This window comes from Bradyrhizobium sp. BR 10289 (genome assembly GCF_019455385.1).
Lineage (GTDB): Bacteria > Pseudomonadota > Alphaproteobacteria > Rhizobiales > Xanthobacteraceae > Bradyrhizobium.
The window spans coordinates 142,621-159,771 of sequence record NZ_JACOFR010000009.1; the positions used below are offsets into that span (position 1 = coordinate 142,621).

The following is a 17,151-nucleotide window of genomic DNA, read 5'->3' on the forward strand; positions in this document are numbered from 1 at the left end:
CGACGAAAGCGTCAGCGCCTCCGTGAGCAACGTCACAGAACCCGAAGGCGGTCTAAACGGAGTGTAAACGCAACCGGCATGGGCGGGATCGCCTCACCAACATTGGTCAGCCGGTGCCGCGTCATTCAGGACGAGATAGATATGCAGGATCACTCGGCGACGTCCGTGTCCTGGACGTCCCCGTGCCTTTCGCCGCCGTTGGAGCGCCGGGCGGCCCGGTAGCGGCCAGGCGAGAGGCCGTGATGCCGCTGGAACAGCTTCGAAAACGCCGCCGGTGTCTCGTAGCCGACCCGGCTGGCGATCTGCGCGATGGACTCATCGGTGGTCTCCAGCAGGAACGCCGCCTCCACCATCCGACGTTCGATCACATAGCGTTGCATCGGCTGGCCGACGAGCCTGGTGAAGCGCGCCGAAAATGCCGAGCGACCAAGCCCGACACGACGGCCGAGGTCGCTCAGCGCCCAGGGCCGCTCCGGGTTTTCGTGAATGAGCTTGAGTGCCGGTCCGATATGCGGGTCGGATATGGCCCCGAGCCAGCCGCCCTGCCCGGGATCGAGAGACGAGATCCAGCTTCGGAGCACCTCGACAAAGAGTACTTCCGTCAGGCGTGACAGCGCAACGCGTTGGCCGGGACGCTCCAGCGCGAACTCGCTGATCATGCGACGCAGGATTGCCTCGAGCCAACCGCTGTCCGTCTTCGGCTTCAGCTGAAGCACGGGCGGCAGCAGCTCCATGACGCTGCCGAGCACCGGCCGGGACACCGTGAAATTGCCGCAGATCATGGTCGCGAGCGGCTTGACGCGGCTGCCGTGACGAACGACGCCGAACCGCGACGACGCGCGATCGATATCCTTGATCTGCAGGGGCTCGGCTCCGCGATCCGAATAGAACACATGCGGCTCTCCGCGCGTGATGACGACGAAATCGCCCGCGGTCATCTGGATTTCCGGCCCTTGCGCGAGCGCGAGAGTCGCAGTGCCTTCGCTGAGATAATGAAACAGGGCGTAGGGCCGCGCCGGCAACTCGAGATGCCAGGGATGGCCGAGCTCGAAGTGATAGAGCAGCGTTCCCCCAAGACGAATGCGGTCGAGCACCTGGGCGAGGATATCCATGCCGCCCACGCTAATCCGGTGGACGATCGGACACAACATCCGGACGATTGCTCGCTTTGGCCGAAACCCACGCGCCCTACCTTCATGCCGCGGCAGGCCACCGTCACGTGCGGCAACCATCTCGCCGACGGCAGATGGAGGAACGCCTGTCCATTCCCTCCGGACTGTTCGTCCGACATGCCAAAAGGAATTTATCGATGCGAAACATCCTTCTCTCAGCCGCCACCATACTCCTGGCCGGATCGACATTGGTCGGCTCCGCCAATTCTGCCGAACTGCCCAAGGGAGCCGTCCACAACATCGTGCTCGTGCACGGCGCTTTCGTGGACCAGACGAGCTGGCAGCCCGTTGCCGATATTCTCACGAAGAAGGGCTACAACGTCACGCTGGTCGAGAATCCGCTCACCTCTCTTGCTGCCGACGTCGATGCAACCAGGCAGGCGCTGGCGAAGCAGGATGGCAAGACCGTTCTGGTCGGCCATTCCTGGGGCGGCATGGTGATCACGCAAGCCGGCAACGATCCCAAGGTCTCGGCACTGGTCTATGTCTCCGCCTTCGCGCCTGATGTCGGCGAATCCCTGGAGTCGCTGTCGAAGGCCGGCCCACCGACCGAGGGCGGCAATGCGATCCATCCTGACGCGAAGGGAAATCTGTACATCGATCCCAAGGTATTTCCGTCGGCGGTCGCGGCCGACCTTCCGCCGGAGATCGCCGAGCACCTCGCCAACTCGCAGCTTCCATTGAATGTCGCTGCGTTTCAGGCCCCCGTCACCGTCGCAGCCTGGCGTGACAAGCCCACGTTCGATGTAATCACCACGAAGGACAAGGTCATCGCGCCCGAGGCCCAGAAATTCTTCGCGACGAGGATGAAGGCCCAGGTGACTGATGTTGCCGGCAGCCATGCTTCGCTCGTCGTCCATGCCAAGCAGGTCGCCGAGGTCATCGAAAAGGCCACGCTCGCGAAGTGACGCAGCCGCTCCCGGCTCTTTCGCGCCGGGAGCGCGCACGCTGAGCCATTTCATCCATGACAACAGGAACGGAATCCAAGATGCCAATCCAGAAAGTCGAAGTCGAGCGCTTCAGCCTCACGAGCTCCAGACCGTTCGACGATGTCGTGGCCGCGATCAAGTCGGCGATCGGCCAGCCCGACATCGCCGAATTCTTCCAGGCGACGAGGTCGGCGAAATCCTTCCCGGATTTGGAGCGCATCGTACAAGACAGCGTGGGCCGCACCGGCCTCATGCTGTTCGCGGAGTTCGACCTCGGCGACATCCTGCGTCGCGAAACTGAATCCATGAGGCCCAGGATCGTCCGGCTCGTGGTCGGAAATCCGCTCATCATGAAAGAAATGGTCAGGCACGTGCCCGATGCCGGATCCTACGCGCCGGTCACGCTGCTCATCGATGAGCGCCCCGATGGCGTTCACGTATCTTATGACAAGATGGAGAGCTGCCTGCTGCCTTACGGCAGTCCGGAAGCTCTCGCCGTCGCCCGGGCTCTCGACGAGAAAGTCACGACCCTGCTGCGCGAATGTACGAGCTGACGCCTACGCGCAAGCGCGCGCGCCTTGCAGCAGGTGCGAAGCAGCCACGAGGTCCCGAACCTCGAAGCCCTCGGTGAAACTCTCGTAGACCGGCGCGAGCAATCGGATCGCCTTCGGCCTGCGCCCGGTCGCGATCCAGTATGCGGCCAGATCGGTGGCAATGCGCAGCTCGAAGGTCTTCGCCCCCATCGCGCGCGCCTCAGTGAGCGCCTGTTGCAACAGGCTTTCGGCAAGCAGCGGCTCACCTTCGTGAAAAAGAACGGACGCCTCGACCCGCAGGAGTTCCGGACGACACCAGCGCTCGCCCTGGTCTTCCTGATGACGAAGAGCTCTTGCGATCGCCTTGCGCGCCTCCTTGGTCCGCCCTTGGCGCAGATAGGCGCGGGCGAGGACGGCGAGATAGCTGCCGATCCGCATCAGGAAGCGACAGTCGATCAGCTCCTCGATCGCGGCACGGATGTCCTCGACCGCCCGGAGATCGCCCCGCAAATCGCGCAGGCAGGCCGAGAAATAACGTTCGACGGGAATCCAGCGCGAGATCCTCTCCCGGTCCAGATTTCGGCGCAGTCGCTCGGTGTAATGCTCGAGCGCCGCCAGATTCCCGGTTTCCAGCGAGATCGGAAGCGCCGCAAGGCCCAGCGCGTTCGACTGCGAGACCCAATGACCGCCGCGATCGGCGGCTTCGACGGCATCGTCGGCCAGCTTCGCCGCGTACTCGGCCTGCCCCTGCATCCACGCCACGAAAGGCAGGTTGAAGCGAACCGTGATGAAGCGATAGACCTCGTTGGCATCCTTCCGCGAACGGCCCTCGGCCAGGGAATAGGCTGCCGTGAGACGATCCAGAACCAGACGGCTCTTGCTCAGTTCGCCGGCGAAAGCCTGGGCCCAGGCCCAGGCACGGTCGGCTTCGGATGTCGCCGTCAGGTCGCGGTCCCGATTACCGAGTGCCGTGGCCTCTTCGAGATGGGTGATCGCGCGCGGAATCTGGCCGATCTGCAGCAGGTAGAAAGCAAACCCCACCAATGCGCGCTGCTGGTACTCGACATCCCCCGCGCTCCGCGAGAAGGCGATGGCATCGAGCCATGCCAGCTCGTTTTCGTTCGAGAGCTTGCGCGCGTAGAACAGGCTCCATCCCAGCGCACAGGCGAGCTTTGCCCGCAGCAGATCGTCACATGCGATGGACTTGGCAAGGCCCAGCGCGGTCTCCAATCGTGCCTGCGCCTCCGACAGGATCGCCGTCTCCGACCACAGCGTGACGGCGGCAACCGTCAGGCGGATGCCGAGGACCGGATCGCCGTCCGCGCCGAACGCCCATGACAGAGCGGCTCTCAAATCGGCGATGCGGCCGAGATAGCGCTCCGTCCAATCGGCAGGTTCGCGCCAGTTCCACTCCTCCTCGGACTGTTCGAACAGCGCAAGCATGCGCCGAGCATGACGGTCGAGGGCCTGGCGGGAGGCCGGATCGGCCAGACGGCGCTCCGCCGCATAACGTCGCGTGCTGTCGAGCAGCCGATAGCGAAGACCGGCGCCCTGCGCTTGCGCGTTCAGCAGCGATTTAGCCACCAGGCTGCCGAGGCCGGTGACGACGTCGACCGGCGTGAGCCCCGCCGCCTCGGCGACGAAAACCGCATCCTCGGCCTCGAACGCGTCGCTGAACACCGACAGCAGGCCGAACAGCCTGGCCTCCTGCTGCGACAGCAGCTTGAAGCTCCAGTCGATCGTCGCCATCAGCGTTTCATGCCGCGGCGTCGCGGCGTCGATGATTGGGGCGCGAAAGCCGAGGTTCTGATCGAGCAGCGCCAGCAATTGGCGGGGTGTGAACCTGCCGATCTGTGCTGCCGCCAATTCGATGGCCAGCGGCAGCCCGTCGAGCGCATGGCATATCCGGGCGACCGCGTCGCAGTCGTCATCCACGAACTGGTAGTTCGACCATGCTGCGGCCCGCCCGACAAACAGCTGCACGCCGGGGAATTTGATGGCCTCGCCGATCGCCAGCGCACGGCCCGGTGGCGGCGAACCGAGCGGGCCAAGCCGCACCAGATGCTCGGTTGGAGTGCCGAGCGGCTCGCGGCTGGTGGCCAGCAGCCTGGACGATGATGTGTCCGTCACGAAGCGGCCGGCAAACATGGTCGCGGCAGGCAACACATGTTCGCAATTGTCCAGCACCACCAGCATCTGCCGCGCCCTCAGATAATCGAGGACTGCCGCCATGCTGTTGTCCGAATTGCCCCTGATGCCCAGCGCCGTGACCAGCGCGGTGCCGAACAGCATCGGATCGGCAATCGTCGAAAGGTCGACGAAGCACACGCCGTCGCGGCAGCGGGATGCGAAGACCTGTGCGGCAGCGATGGCGACCGTCGTCTTGCCGACCCCGCCTGCGCCCGCCAGGGTGATATGCCTGCGCTCGATCAGGGCCTCGGCAATGCCGGCGATTTCGGCTTCTCTGCCGACGACGCCGCGCACCACGGGCGGCCTGGACAGGCCGGCCGGCTCCACATGCGGAAGACCGGCCGCGACGTCGCCGATGCTGGCTTGCACTTCCGCAATGAACTTGTAACCGCGCCGCGCCACCGTCGCGATGTAGACGGGCTCCTCCTGGGTATCGCCCAGCGAGCGCCTCAAGCTCCACATATTGACCTTGAGATTGCTGTCATGGAGGAACGTGCCGGGCCAGGCGGCCTCCATCAGCTCGTCCTTGCTGACGAGTTCGCCGGGGCGCTGAACCAGCAGCTGTAGCAGCTCGAAGGCGCGGCCGCCCATTTTGACCGGCCGGCCATCCTGAAGAAGAAGCTGGCGCCGCGGCACCAGCCGGAACGGTCCAAAGGAAAACGTCAGTTCCTCACGACGCCGGCCTGCTTGCAATGTCTCGGTGATAGCCTGCATTCATCACGATCAAACGATACGACAACATCCGAAAATACCACGCGACAAACCCCTGCTGAACACAGTGATTTTGAAAAAGCACGATTGCGGCGGGCATCTTGTCGCAGACGCCGCAGCGCTGCTTCAACTTCACGCGGGCGCGTCCTCAGCGCGGATTGGGCGGCAGAGTCTTGTGAATACGGGTGGCCGCGATCGCCGCGTGGCCCGTCCCGACCGCGATCTGGTGAAGATCGGATACGACGTCCCCTGCGGCGTAGATCCCCGGCACCGTCGTTTGCTGGTGCGCGTCGACCTCGAGGCAGCCCACATCATTGCTGCACGCGCCAAGGCCGGTTGCCAGCTTCGAGCCCGCATTGCAGCCGAGCGCCGGATAGAGAACGTCGATCGCGACGTCTCCCTGATCACTCGGGGCGAGGATGCTGCCGTTTTCGATCCGCAATTCCGAGGTGGCACGGATCAGCCTGATCCCGGATGCGCGGAGGTCTTCCTCGGCGACGGCCTCCTCGCCCGACACGACCAGCGCGACATCGCGTGAGTAGCTGCGCAGGAACCTGGCCTTACCGACAGCGCCACTGCCGCCGCCAAGGACGCCGATGCGCTTGTCGGCAGCTTCAAACGCATCGCAAACAGGGCAGTAGCGGATCAGTCCGCGATGCACGGCCGCATCATGTCCTTCGATCTCCGGCTCGATATCGACAATGCCCGTGGCCAGAAGAACGGTTCGCGCCCTCGCCGTTCCGTCGCCGCAGCGGACCTCGAAGACCTCGCCGCTTCGGACGAGACCGTCGACATGGGCGCTGACGAGGGTGACGTTGTAGAAGGACGCCTGCTTCCTGAGCAATGCCAGGAGCTCATGGCCGGAAATGCCTGACGGAAAGCCCGGATAATTATGGCTCTTCGGGATCCATTCCGCCCGGCTGCGTCCGGCATCGATCACGACGACCGACCGCCTGTAACGTGCGAGATAGAGGGCGGCCGTAAGCCCGGCCGGCCCGCCTCCGATCACGACGCAGTCGAGCACGTCTGGCTGGCGAAAGGGTGTCATGAGCATCGTCGTTGAAGGTCGCAGCAGCGGCGCCATGGGCGGCGCGCCTCGCTGTCAAATGCCCTGCGCCTCGTTCGTTCCTCGCGCGATCGCGTGGCGCCTTTCGACATGATCCGCCGGCAGCGGCCGGAGAATCACTCTTTTCGCAGGATCTTGTCCATCGTCTTTCCCTTAGCCAGCTCGTCGATCAGCTTGTCCAGGTAGCGGATCTCCCGCATCGTGGGCTCCTCGATCTCCTCCACCCGTACGCCGCAGACCACGCCTTTGATCAGGTTGCGGGACGGATTGATCGCAGGAGCCTCGGCAAAGAAGGTTTCAAAATCCGTCTTTCGCTCCAGCTGGATTTGCAGCTCCTTCGGACCGTAGCCTGTCAACCAGGTGATGATCTGATCGACCTCGGCCTTCGAGCGGCCCTTCTTCTCCGCCTTCGCAACATAGAGCGGGTAAACGCTGGCGAAGCTGGTCGTATAGATCCTGTGTTTCGCCAAGAGAACCCCCTACCCCGCCGCGGCCTTTGCCGGGGCGACATTGATCGCGAGCTTGCCATAGCGATCGATGAAGGCCTCGGTGTCGATCTCCTCCAGCTTGATCTCGCCGCTCATCACGCCCTGTTTCCAGGCGGCCTGAGCCGGATCGTTCTGGAACTCCGGCATCACCTCGCGGCCGAACAGCTCGAGCGATTCGCAGATGTGCTCGTGGCTGTTCTTGCCGGCCTGGTTGAGCAGGATCACCTGGTCGATATGCGAGGACTGGAAGCGCTTCAGTTTCTTCCGGATCGTCTCGGGCGAGCCGATCAGGCCGCCGCGCAAGGCGGCCTCCTGTGCCTCGGGGTTCTCGCGCTTCCACTTGTTGTACTCGTCCCACATGTTGACGGTGTAGGGCGCGGGGCGCTGGCGGTTCTGCGAGGCGCCGTAGAAGCGCAGCGCGAACTGGAAGAAGGTGGCGCCGTCGGCGCGGGCACGGGCCTCCTCGTCGGTCCTGGCGCACATGAAGAACGAGACCAGCGCCATGTTCGGATTGATCTCGTAGTCGGCCAGCTTGTGCAGCCGTTTGGTCATCGCATTGTAATAGGCGTGCACCCAAGCGTGTGCGGCGTCGGCGCTGACGAACTGGAAGCCGAGCGCGCCAAAGCCGTGACGGCCGGCACGCTCGATCGTCGGCAGTTGCGAGCACGCCATCCACAGCGGCGGATGCGGCTTCTGCACGGGCTTGGGCACGACGTTGCGCAAGGGAATGTCGAAATATTTGCCGTGATGCTCGCTCCCTGCGTCCTTGAACATCGGGAAGATCGCAGCGACCGCTTCCTCGAACACTTCCTTCTTGGTTTCCATGTCGCGGCCGAACGGCGTCAGCTCGGTGATCGACGCGCTCTCGCCCATGCCGAATTCGCAGCGGCCGTTGGAGAGCAGATCGAGCACCGCGACGCGCTCGGCGACGCGCGCCGGATGGTTGGTCGTGAGCTGGAGGATGCCGTGGCCGAGCCGGATGTTTTTGGTGCGCTGGCTGGCGGCGGCGAGGAACGATTCCGGCGAGGGCGAGTGCGAATATTCCTCGAGGAAGTGATGCTCGACGACCCAGGCGTGGTCGTAGCCGAGGCTATCGGCGAGCTCCATCTGCGACAGCGCATTCTGGTAAAGGGCGAGCTCGTCGCCGACCGCCCAGGGCCGCGGCAGTTGCAGCTCATAGAAGATGCCGAACTTCATGACGCCTCTCCCGGTTTTCTTGCCCGCTTATTGTTGTTAGCGTCATCTTAGTGCGTGAGATGCGGCTGTCTACGGCAACGCAATTCCATCGCGCGGGACATCGATCCCGCCACCGCGCGTAGCCGAACGCGCCTGATTCCGCCGCGACAGGGTGCGGCGAACGCGCCCGATTGATCCAGATCAACGCCGTCGCGGCTCTTTTGCATCAATCATGCAGCAAGGCAACGGCCCGGATGCCGTCCCGATTCCCCATCACATCCCCGAAGAGACCGGATATGTCGGCTCCCGACGACACGACCTCGCGCGTGCGCCGTAAGCGCATGGAGATTTTTGCGTTCCTGTTCCTGACCGCGGTCGTGATGCCCGTCCTCGCGGTCGGAACGGTCGGCTCTTACGGGCTCGGCGTCTGGATCTACCAGATGTTCGCCGGCCCACCTGGGCCGCCGCCCTCCGCGCATTGATCCCCGACAAGCGAAAGACAGGCATCATGGCCCACCCCACGTTCAACCGCCGTGCATTGATCACGGGACGGGTGCTCAGCACCGACCGCGTCATCTCTCCACCCGGCTGCGAGATCGCCAGCATCGTCGTGCAGGCGCGCCCCGAGCGCCTCGACGCGCTGGAGGCCGAGATATCGGCGCTTCCCGGCTGCGAAATTCACGGCCGGGATCCGCGCGGCAAACTCGTCGTCGTCACCGAGGCGCCGGACGCGGGCAGCCTCGGCACCATGCTCAACACCATCCAGTCGCTGGCAGACGTCTATTCCGCGGCGCTGGTCTTTCACGCCATCGAAACCGCCTAGTCGAGGGAAGAGCCATCATGACATCGCCGAAGCTCGACCGTCGCCAGATGCTCAAGCTCGAGGCCGCCGCGATTGCGGCCGCTGCCGCGGGCCTGCCGGCCCCTGCTCTCGCCGCCAATCTCGTCACCGAGCGCGAGACGTCCGAACTGAAATGGGACAAGGCCGCCTGCCGCTTCTGCGGCACCGGTTGTTCCGTGATGGTCGCGACCAAGGACAACCGCGTCGTCGCCACGCATGGCGACATCAAGGCCGAGGTCAATCGCGGTCTCAACTGCGTCAAGGGCTATTTCCTCTCCAAGATCATGTACGGCCATGACCGCCTGACGCAGCCGATGCTGCGCAAGATAGGCGGCAAATACGACAAGAACGGCGACTTCACGCCTGTCACCTGGACCGAAGCCTTCGACATCATGGAGTTGAAGTGGAAGGAGACGTTGAAGAAGCGTGGGCCGAACGGTCTCGCCATGTTCGGCTCCGGCCAGTGGACCATCTGGGAGGGTTACGCCGCCTCGAAACTCTACAAGGCCGGCTTCCGCACCAACAACATCGATCCCAACGCGCGCCACTGCATGGCCTCGGCCGTCGCCGGCATGATGCGCACCTTCGGCATCGACGAGCCGGCCGGCTGCTATGACGACATCGAGGCGACCGATGCATTCGTGCTGTGGGGCTCCAACATGGCGGAGATGCATCCGATCCTGTGGACGCGTCTCGCCGATCGCCGGCTCTCTGCGCCGCATGTCCGCGTCGCCGTGCTCTCGACTTTCGAGCATCGCTCGTTCGATCTCGCCGACATCGGCATGGTGTTCAAGCCGCAGACCGATCTCTACATCCTCAACGCCATCGCCAACCACATCATCAAGACCGGCCGGGTCAACAAGGACTTCGTCGCCGCGCATACCATCTTCCGGCGCGGCCAGACCGACATCGGTTATGGCTTGCGGCCCGAGCATCCGCTGCAGAAGAAGGCGACGGGCGCCGCGAAGGCCAACGACTCCACCGACATGAGCTACGACGAATACGTCAGGTTCGTTGCGGACTACACGCTGGAAAAGGCGGCCGAAATGTCCGGCGTGCCGCTGAACCGGCTGGAAGCACTGGCCGAGCTCTACGCCGATCCCAAGACAAAGGTGGTCTCGTTCTGGACCATGGGCTTCAACCAGCACACCCGCGGCGTCTGGTGCAACAACCTCGTCTACAACATCCATCTTCTCACGGGAAAAATCTCCTCGCCCGGCAACAGCCCGTTCTCGCTGACCGGCCAGCCTTCGGCCTGCGGCACCGCGCGCGAGGTCGGCACCTTCTCGCACCGCCTGCCCGCCGACATGGTCGTCACCAACAAGGCGCATCGCGACCATGCCGAGCATCTATGGCTGCTGCCCGAAGGCACCATTCCCGACAAGAACGGCGCGCACGCCGTGCTGCAAAGCCGGATGCTGAAGGACGGGTTGATCAACGCCTATTGGGTACAGGTCAACAACAACCTCCAGGCCGGCCCCAATGCCAACGAGGAGACCTATCCCGGCTTCCGCAACCCCGACAATTTCATCGTGGTCTCTGACGCCTATCCATCGGTGACGGCGCTCGCCGCCGATTTGATCCTGCCGACCGCGATGTGGGTGGAGAAGGAAGGCGCCTATGGCAATGCCGAGCGGCGCACGCAGTTCTGGCATCAACTCGTCAAGGCGCCGGGCGAAGCCAAGTCCGATCTCTGGCAGCTGATGGAATTTTCAAAACGCTTCAAGATCGAGGAGGTGTGGCCGGAAGAGCTGATCGCGAAGAAGCCGGAGGTGCGCGGCAAGACGCTGTTCGACGTGCTCTACAAGAACGGCCAGGTCGACAAATTCCCGGTGACGGAGATCGAGGAAGGCTACGCGAACGAAGAAGCGAAGGCGTTCGGCTTCTACGTGCAGAAGGGATTGTTCGAAGAATACGCCTCGTTCGGCCGCGGCCACGGCCACGACCTCGCACCGTTCGAGGCTTATCACCGGGAGCGCGGCCTGCGCTGGCCCGTGGTCAACGGCCAGGAGACGAAGTGGCGCTTCCGCGAGGGCAGCGACCCCTACGTCAAGCAGGGCACCGAGGTGCAGTTCTACGGCTACCCCGACGGCAAGGCGCGCATCTTCGCGCTGCCTTACGAGCCGCCGGCGGAATCGCCCGACAACGACTATCCGTTCTGGCTCTCGACCGGCCGCGTGCTGGAGCACTGGCATTCCGGCACCATGACGCGCCGCGTGCCCGAGCTCTACAAGGCGTTTCCCGAGGCGGTCTGCTTCATGCATCCCGATGATGCCTCGGAAGCCAAGCTCCGGCGCGGCGACGAAGTGAAGGTGGTCTCGCGCCGCGGCTTCATCCGCGCCCGTGTCGAGACCCGCGGGCGCGACCGGCCGCCGCGTGGCCTCGTGTTCGTGCCGTGGTTCGACGAATCGAAGCTGATCAACAAGGTGACGCTCGACGCCACCGATCCGATCTCGCTGCAGACCGACTACAAGAAATGCGCCGTGCGCATCGAGCGGGTGACCCAGTCATGATGAGAAGATTTGGCATTGCCCTGCTCGCGGTCGCGATCGCCGCGGGTGCGAGCTCTCTCACCGCGCAGACCGTCAATTCTGGCCTGCGCGGCCCGACCCCGCTCAATGACGAAGGACCGGCGCCGCCGATGCTGCCGAACCGCAACACCTCGGAGCGGGAGTCGCGCAACTATCCGGAGCAGCCGCCGGTGATCCCGCACAGCATCGACGGCTACCAGATCGACCTCAATGGCAACAAATGCCTGTCCTGCCACGCGCGGGCACGCACGGCGGAATCGCAGGCGCCGATGGTGTCGATCACGCACTTCATGGACCGCAACGGCCAGTTCCTGGCCTCGATGTCGCCGCGGCGGTTCTTCTGCACTGAATGCCACGTGCCGCAGAACACCGCGACGCCGCCCGTGAGCAATGACTTTACGGATATCGACACGCTGCTGTCGCGCGCAAGCCCGGGTGGCCGGCGATGACGGCGACTGCTGACGAGCCAAAAGCCAAGCACGGCTTCATTGCGCGAAGCTGGGCCTTTCTGCTCGAGCTCTGGCAGGTGCTGATCCGGCCGAGCTCGGTGTTCGGGCTTGGCGTGCTGGTGCTGGCGGGCTTTGCCGCCGGCGTGATCTTCTGGGGCGGCTTCAACACCGCGCTGGAACTGACCAACACCGAGAAATTCTGCACCGGCTGCCACGAGATGAAGGACAACGTCTACGCCGAGCTGAAGTCGACCATCCACTTCACCAACCGCTCCGGCGTGCGCGCGACCTGTCCGGACTGCCATGTGCCGCACAACTGGACCGACAAGATCGCGCGCAAGATGCAGGCTTCCAAGGAGGTCTGGGGCAAGATTTTCGGCACGATCAACACGCGCGAGAAGTTTTTGGACCACCGGCTCGAGCTGGCGGCCCATGAATGGGCGCGCTTCAAGGCCAACGATTCGCTGGAATGCCGGAACTGCCACAGCGCCGATTCCATGGACATCACGAAACAGTCGCCGCGGGCCTCAGTGGCGCACCAGCGTTTCCTGTTCACCAAGGAAAAGACCTGCATCGACTGCCACAAGGGCATCGCGCATCAATTGCCGGATATGCGGGGTGTGCCGGGGTGGCAATAGGGCCGATCCGGGCCGCTTGAACCCTCGGGGCGAATGGTTAGTTTTGGGGGATGGCGAATCGCCTCGTTTCGCCCTCTCTCATGACAGACATGGCCACTTTCACCCCGCATCAGGATGCCGCGCTCAAGGCCGTTGGCGACTGGCTCAAGGCCAAACCGGGCCGGAACGGCACGCCGCCGATTTTCCGGCTGTTCGGCTTTGCCGGCACCGGCAAGACCACGCTGGCGCGCCACATCGCCGAGGGCGTCGACGGCGAGGTGAAGTTTGCCGCCTTCACCGGCAAGGCGGCCCTCGTCATGCGCAACAAGGGTTGCGACGAGGCCTCCACCATCCATTCGCTGATCTACCGCGCCCGCGAATCCGGCGAGGAGCAGCCGAGCTTCGAATTGTGGGACGATGCGCCGGCATCGAAGGCCAAGCTGATCGTGATCGACGAATGCTCGATGGTCGATGCCGAATTGGGGCGCGATTTGATGTCGTTCGATTGCCCGCTGCTGGTGCTGGGCGATCCCGCGCAGTTGCCGCCGATCCAGGGCGGCGGCTTCTTCACCAATGTCGAGCCGGACGCGATGCTCACCGAGGTGCACCGCCAGGCGCAGGACGATCCGATCGTGCGGATGTCGATGGACGTGCGCGAGGGCCGCGAGCTCGACATCGGCCGTTACGGCGAGAGCGAAGTGGTGTCGCGGAAGGAGCTCGATCCCGACCGCGTCATGGGCGCCGACCAGGTGCTGGTCGGCCGCAACAACACGCGGCGCGCCTACAACATGCGCGTGCGGCAGCGCCAGAACATCGAGGACGTGTTTCCGGTCGCCGGCGACAAGCTGGTGTGCCTGCGCAACAACCGCAAGAAGGGCCTGTTCAACGGCGGCCTGTGGCGCGTGAAATCGCGCAACACCTCGCGCTCGAAGTCGCGCATCCTCTCGATGCGGCTCTCGCCCGATGAGGATTTCGGGCACAAGGTGACGAAGGTCTCGGTGCGCGCCGATTGCTTCGAGGGTGGCGTCGAGCAGATCGCCTGGGAGCAGCGCAAGCCCTACGACGAGTTCGACTACGGCTATGTGCTGACCGTGCACAAATCGCAGGGTTCGCAATGGGACGACGTCGTGCTGTTCGACGAGAGTTTTGCGTTTGGGGAGAGCCGGGCGCGGTGGCTGTACACGGGGATCACGCGGGCAGCGAAGCGGCTGAGTATCGTGGTATAGTCCCCGCGGCTGGTCTCTCACATTCACCAGGCGCTAGGCTTTGGCGTGTATCACCGCTCATCGCGACCTTTCCGGAGCGAACACATGGGCGCGCGCACAACAAGACCTGGATACCTGAAGGCCGTTGCCATGAACCGTCGCGGCTTTCTCAAGTCCGCGAGCATGACAGCCGGTTCCGTCGCGCTTGCGACGGCGATGCCTCGTATGGCTCTTTCATCGCCTGCTCGGGCATCACGCGTCGTTTCGGACAGGCCGATCCGGATCTCCCGGGAGCGGCTCAATGCGCTGGCAGCCAAGTTCTATTCCGTCTTCAATGAGCACAACGTCCTGGCCGCGGAGTTTCCCGCCAAGCATTCCGCACGTTTCGACGTCGACTTGAAGCGCATCACGACCTTCACGCGCGTTCAGGAAACGGGCGAGAGGGTCAAGGTCAGCGGACTGCTGGCCGTCCCGGCCGGCAAGCGCGGCGCCCTGCCCGTCCTCTCGTGGCAGCACGGCACGATCCTTTCGTTCGATCAGGTCCCTTCCAATCTCACGCGGCTGGAATCCGACGGCTACGAGCTGCGCGACAACGTCGATTCGATCGAGACGCTCTTCAACATCCAGCGTTTTGCAGGCAATGGCTACGCCGTCATTGCCGCCGACTATCTGGGCAAGGGGCCCTATCGCGGTGGTCGCGGCGAAGCCTATGCGGTGAAGGAAGCAACCGTCCAATGCTGCCTCGATGTTCTGAATGCCGGATTGCTGGAACTCGGGAAACTGGGCCTGCGCAAATCCGCGCTGGTCTTGAACGGCTGGTCGCAGGGCGCACTGAATACGCAATGGCTCAAGCAGGAGATGCAGCGGCGGCGCATCGCGGTGACCGCAACCGCAGCCCAGAGTCCATTCAACAATCTACCCGAAAGCTTCCACTACTGGGTGAGCCCCAAATCCTACATTCCGGCCACGGATAGCGCCTATCCGCTGCCCCCGGCCTGGATCACACCCTGTATCATCGTCCTGCTCGGAAGCTATCGGCGGTACTATGACCTGAACAGGCTGTTCGATGCCGCTATCAAGCCGCAATACCGCGCCTTTGCCGAAACGTACTGGTCCCACTACAGCCTGGACGGCGAGATCGCGAAATCCATTCCGCCAGCCTCCGACTTTCTGGTTGACGGATTCTTCGAACGCTTCACCGACGACACCAACAGCCAATTCCTGCGCCGCCTCGCCGCGAACAGCGCCACCTTCTGGGGTTACGATTCTCCGATCAGGTTCTACTACGGATTGGCCGACGAGGCCCTGTACCCAAGCCTCGTCAAGATGGCGCCGGCTTCGGGGGGACAATTGGCAGATGGCGTTGCCGTCAACGGCGCGAGCCATCGCGGCACGTTCCTGGCGAGTCTTTATGGCGACGGCACCGCGCTGAATGGGAACACCACGGTCTTCGAATGGTTCAATTCGCTGATGTGAAAGAGATCGCCGCCAGCGCCACGCGCCGCCTCACTTCCCCGCGACGAAATAAAAGTCCTCTCTCCCCGGCGGCGAGCCGTACGAGAACGGCTGCTGCTCGTGCTTGGTCGCGCTCCAGACCTCGTCGCGGACGATGTCGAACAGCTTTCGGATCTCGACCTTGGGCACCTTGATCTCGCGGGCAAGTGCAGTGGAGAACGGGCTGTCGGCGCCGTCCTCGCCGTCGATCGCGGTCTCGCCGTGCTTGGCGGCGTAGACCACCATGAAGCCGGCGCCGGGCTCGATGTTGGAAAAGCCCTTGTCGACCAGTTTGAGCGACAGCGTCTGCTGCATGGTCGGCGCGAACGGATTGTCGCGGCAGGCATCCAGGATCACGAGGCGCACTTTTCGCGCCGCGCCGACGGCGGCGATGACCTGCTCCAGCGCGACGGCTTGCGTCTCGGCATCCTTGTCGGCGGCAAGCTTGGCATCGACCGGGACGAGATAGTTGACCCCGCCAATCTCGAACCCATGGCCGGCATAATAGACCACGGCCCAATCGGCCTTCTCCGCTTCGTCGGCGAAGGTCTTCAGCGCTTGGAAGAACTTGTCGCGGGTGAGGTCATTGACGGAGATCACTGTCTGGAAACCGACATCCTTCAGCACGCTTGCGATCAGTTTCGCATCGCGCGGCGGATTGGGCAGGGCGTGCACGTTCTTGTAGGCGCCGTTGCCGACCACCAGCGCGACGCGGCGGCCGGTGGGCGCGGCCTGCTCCCTCGGCGTCAGCGCGGCGAGCCGCTCCTGCGCGATGGCGCGGGCGCGGGCGACGTCGAGTTCGTCGTAGTTGGTCAGCGAATAGGCCGCCGAACGGTAGTCGGCCCGGGCCTGGGCGAGGTCTTTCCTCCGCTCGTAGATCTGGCCGCGGCCTGAATGCGCCCGGACGTTGTTGGGGTAGAGCTGGATGACCGTGTTGTAGTCCTTCAACGCGGAATCGAGGTCGCCCTTCATCATGAAGACGTCGGCGCGGTTGTTGATCGCGAAACCGTTCTTCGGCTGCCTCTCGATCAGATTGTTGCAATCGGCAAAGGCCTGGTCGTACTTGCCCATCAGGCCCCAGGTGATGCAGCGGTTGCCGCTGACCTGCGGTGCGGTCGGATCGATCTTCTCGGCCTCCGCGAAATCGGCGATCGCACCGTCGTAATCCTTCAGCAGCGTGCGCGCCCGGGCACGATTGGTCCAGGGCAGCAGGAATTTGGGCGTGTACTTGATCGACATGTTGAAATCGTCGATCGCGCTTTGCAGCGCCCCGCGGCGTAGCTGGATGACCCCGCGGTTGTTGTAGGGAACGCCGTAGGTCGGCCGCTTCTGGAGCGCGAGATTGTAGTCCGCCATCGCAAGGTCTTCCTCGCCTTTGCGCTCGTGGGCGAGGCCGCGCAGGTTGAGCGCTATGACGTAGTCCGGATCGAGCTCGACGGCCATCGACAAGGTCTCGATGGCATGGACGTAGTCGCGCTTGTTGATCTGGGTGTTGCCGCGCACGGTCAGCGCGATCGCCTTGTCCTTGCCGGTGAGGCGGTCGGCATTGAGCAGATTGTCGCAGGCGGTCGCACGGGCCTGGGCATCCGCCTGGCGGTCGCGGCAAACGGCGAGATCGTCGCCGAGCTGGGGCTCGGCTGCGGCGGTCGCGGCGGCGGAGATCAGGATGACGAGGGTCAGGGAAACGACGCGCAGCATGTTCTCAGGCCAGCTCCAGCCACCACTTTTAAGTCGATGGTCGATCGCACG

The 17,151-nt window shown here is 63.9% G+C and carries 15 protein-coding genes; 9 read left to right on the forward strand and 6 right to left on the reverse strand.

The genetic code is table 11. From position 1 onward, the window contains the following. Window positions 1-149 precede the first annotated feature (149 nt). The gene (locus HYH08_RS17555; protein WP_220011054.1) at window positions 150-1,112 is read right to left on the reverse strand and encodes an AraC family transcriptional regulator; all 963 of its coding nucleotides are present in this window, start codon (window positions 1,110-1,112) and stop codon (window positions 150-152) included. 197 nt (window positions 1,113-1,309) lie between these two features. Here HYH08_RS17555 and HYH08_RS17560 point away from each other — a divergent pair, with 197 nt between their 5' ends. Then, window positions 1,310-2,080: an alpha/beta fold hydrolase gene (locus HYH08_RS17560; RefSeq protein WP_220011055.1), complete on the forward strand. Its 771-nt coding sequence runs from the start codon at window positions 1,310-1,312 to the stop codon at window positions 2,078-2,080. Window positions 2,081-2,160: 80 nt separating this feature from the next. Continuing rightward, a complete protein-coding gene (locus HYH08_RS17565) occupies window positions 2,161-2,655 on the forward strand; it encodes a DUF302 domain-containing protein (protein ID WP_220011056.1) in 495 nt (164 codons plus the stop codon). Between the two features lie 3 nt (window positions 2,656-2,658). Here the strand turns inward: HYH08_RS17565 and HYH08_RS17570 are convergent, their stop codons facing one another. The 4 genes from HYH08_RS17570 to HYH08_RS17585 form a co-directional block, all read right to left on the reverse strand. After that, the gene (locus HYH08_RS17570) at window positions 2,659-5,538 is read right to left on the reverse strand and encodes an ATP-binding protein (RefSeq protein ID WP_220011057.1); all 2,880 of its coding nucleotides are present in this window, start codon (window positions 5,536-5,538) and stop codon (window positions 2,659-2,661) included. 145 nt (window positions 5,539-5,683) lie between these two features. After that, complete coding sequence (locus HYH08_RS17575) at window positions 5,684-6,619, reverse strand: NAD(P)/FAD-dependent oxidoreductase (protein ID WP_228747892.1); 936 nt, start codon at window positions 6,617-6,619, stop codon at window positions 5,684-5,686. Between the two features lie 98 nt (window positions 6,620-6,717). Next, a complete protein-coding gene (locus tag HYH08_RS17580; RefSeq protein ID WP_220011058.1) occupies window positions 6,718-7,071 on the reverse strand; it encodes a DUF2200 domain-containing protein in 354 nt (117 codons plus the stop codon). A gap of 9 nt (window positions 7,072-7,080) precedes the next feature. After that, window positions 7,081-8,286, reverse strand: a complete 1,206-nt coding sequence (locus tag HYH08_RS17585) for an LLM class flavin-dependent oxidoreductase (RefSeq protein WP_220011059.1) — start codon at window positions 8,284-8,286, stop codon at window positions 7,081-7,083. 275 nt (window positions 8,287-8,561) lie between these two features. Here HYH08_RS17585 and napE point away from each other — a divergent pair, with 275 nt between their 5' ends. From napE to HYH08_RS17620, 7 genes are all read left to right on the forward strand, one after another. Further along, window positions 8,562-8,747, forward strand: coding sequence for a periplasmic nitrate reductase, NapE protein (gene napE / locus HYH08_RS17590; RefSeq protein WP_220011060.1), 186 nt, complete (start codon window positions 8,562-8,564; stop codon window positions 8,745-8,747). Window positions 8,748-8,773: 26 nt separating this feature from the next. After that, entirely contained in the window at window positions 8,774-9,088 is a 315-nt protein-coding gene (locus HYH08_RS17595) for a chaperone NapD (RefSeq protein WP_220011061.1), read from the forward strand. Window positions 9,089-9,105: 17 nt separating this feature from the next. Then, on the forward strand, window positions 9,106-11,619 hold the full coding sequence (gene napA / locus HYH08_RS17600) for a nitrate reductase catalytic subunit NapA (RefSeq protein WP_220011062.1): 2,514 nt from the start codon (window positions 9,106-9,108) through the stop codon (window positions 11,617-11,619). After that, the gene (locus HYH08_RS17605) at window positions 11,616-12,086 is read left to right on the forward strand and encodes a nitrate reductase cytochrome c-type subunit (protein ID WP_220011063.1); all 471 of its coding nucleotides are present in this window, start codon (window positions 11,616-11,618) and stop codon (window positions 12,084-12,086) included. The genes napA and HYH08_RS17605 overlap by 4 nt, the downstream gene beginning before the upstream one ends. Next, window positions 12,083-12,724, forward strand: a complete 642-nt coding sequence (locus tag HYH08_RS17610; protein ID WP_220011064.1) for a NapC/NirT family cytochrome c — start codon at window positions 12,083-12,085, stop codon at window positions 12,722-12,724. Before HYH08_RS17605 ends, HYH08_RS17610 begins: the two co-directional genes overlap by 4 nt. Before the next feature lie 89 nt (window positions 12,725-12,813). Next, window positions 12,814-13,929: an ATP-dependent DNA helicase gene (locus HYH08_RS17615; protein ID WP_220011065.1), complete on the forward strand. Its 1,116-nt coding sequence runs from the start codon at window positions 12,814-12,816 to the stop codon at window positions 13,927-13,929. 84 nt (window positions 13,930-14,013) lie between these two features. Continuing rightward, window positions 14,014-15,384 carry a twin-arginine translocation signal domain-containing protein gene (locus tag HYH08_RS17620; RefSeq protein WP_220011066.1) on the forward strand — a complete coding sequence of 457 codons (1,371 nt, stop codon included), beginning with the start codon at window positions 14,014-14,016 and terminating at the stop codon, window positions 15,382-15,384. Between the two features lie 30 nt (window positions 15,385-15,414). Here HYH08_RS17620 and HYH08_RS17625 read toward each other — a convergent pair whose 3' ends face one another. Continuing rightward, window positions 15,415-17,100 carry a caspase family protein gene (locus tag HYH08_RS17625; protein WP_220011067.1) on the reverse strand — a complete coding sequence of 562 codons (1,686 nt, stop codon included), beginning with the start codon at window positions 17,098-17,100 and terminating at the stop codon, window positions 15,415-15,417. Window positions 17,101-17,151: the final 51 nt, after the last annotated feature.

What these genes read in the sequence shown, in the direction of transcription:
- HYH08_RS17565 (WP_220011056.1), top strand. Translation starts at nt 2,161, where the DNA reads ATGCCAATCCAGAAAGTCGAAGTCGAGCGCTTCAGCCTCACGAGCTCC.
- HYH08_RS17555 (WP_220011054.1), bottom strand. Translation starts at nt 1,112, where the DNA reads ATGGATATCCTCGCCCAGGTGCTCGACCGCATTCGTCTTGGGGGAACG.
- HYH08_RS17605 (WP_220011063.1), top strand. Translation starts at nt 11,616, where the DNA reads ATGATGAGAAGATTTGGCATTGCCCTGCTCGCGGTCGCGATCGCCGCG.
- napE (WP_220011060.1), top strand. Translation starts at nt 8,562, where the DNA reads ATGTCGGCTCCCGACGACACGACCTCGCGCGTGCGCCGTAAGCGCATG.
- HYH08_RS17610 (WP_220011064.1), top strand. Translation starts at nt 12,083, where the DNA reads ATGACGGCGACTGCTGACGAGCCAAAAGCCAAGCACGGCTTCATTGCG.
- HYH08_RS17620 (WP_220011066.1), top strand. Translation starts at nt 14,014, where the DNA reads ATGGGCGCGCGCACAACAAGACCTGGATACCTGAAGGCCGTTGCCATG.
- HYH08_RS17625 (WP_220011067.1), bottom strand. Translation starts at nt 17,100, where the DNA reads ATGCTGCGCGTCGTTTCCCTGACCCTCGTCATCCTGATCTCCGCCGCC.
- HYH08_RS17595 (WP_220011061.1), top strand. Translation starts at nt 8,774, where the DNA reads ATGGCCCACCCCACGTTCAACCGCCGTGCATTGATCACGGGACGGGTG.
- HYH08_RS17615 (WP_220011065.1), top strand. Translation starts at nt 12,814, where the DNA reads ATGGCCACTTTCACCCCGCATCAGGATGCCGCGCTCAAGGCCGTTGGC.
- HYH08_RS17570 (WP_220011057.1), bottom strand. Translation starts at nt 5,538, where the DNA reads ATGCAGGCTATCACCGAGACATTGCAAGCAGGCCGGCGTCGTGAGGAA.
- HYH08_RS17560 (WP_220011055.1), top strand. Translation starts at nt 1,310, where the DNA reads ATGCGAAACATCCTTCTCTCAGCCGCCACCATACTCCTGGCCGGATCG.
- HYH08_RS17585 (WP_220011059.1), bottom strand. Translation starts at nt 8,286, where the DNA reads ATGAAGTTCGGCATCTTCTATGAGCTGCAACTGCCGCGGCCCTGGGCG.
- napA (WP_220011062.1), top strand. Translation starts at nt 9,106, where the DNA reads ATGACATCGCCGAAGCTCGACCGTCGCCAGATGCTCAAGCTCGAGGCC.
- HYH08_RS17575 (WP_228747892.1), bottom strand. Translation starts at nt 6,619, where the DNA reads ATGGCGCCGCTGCTGCGACCTTCAACGACGATGCTCATGACACCCTTT.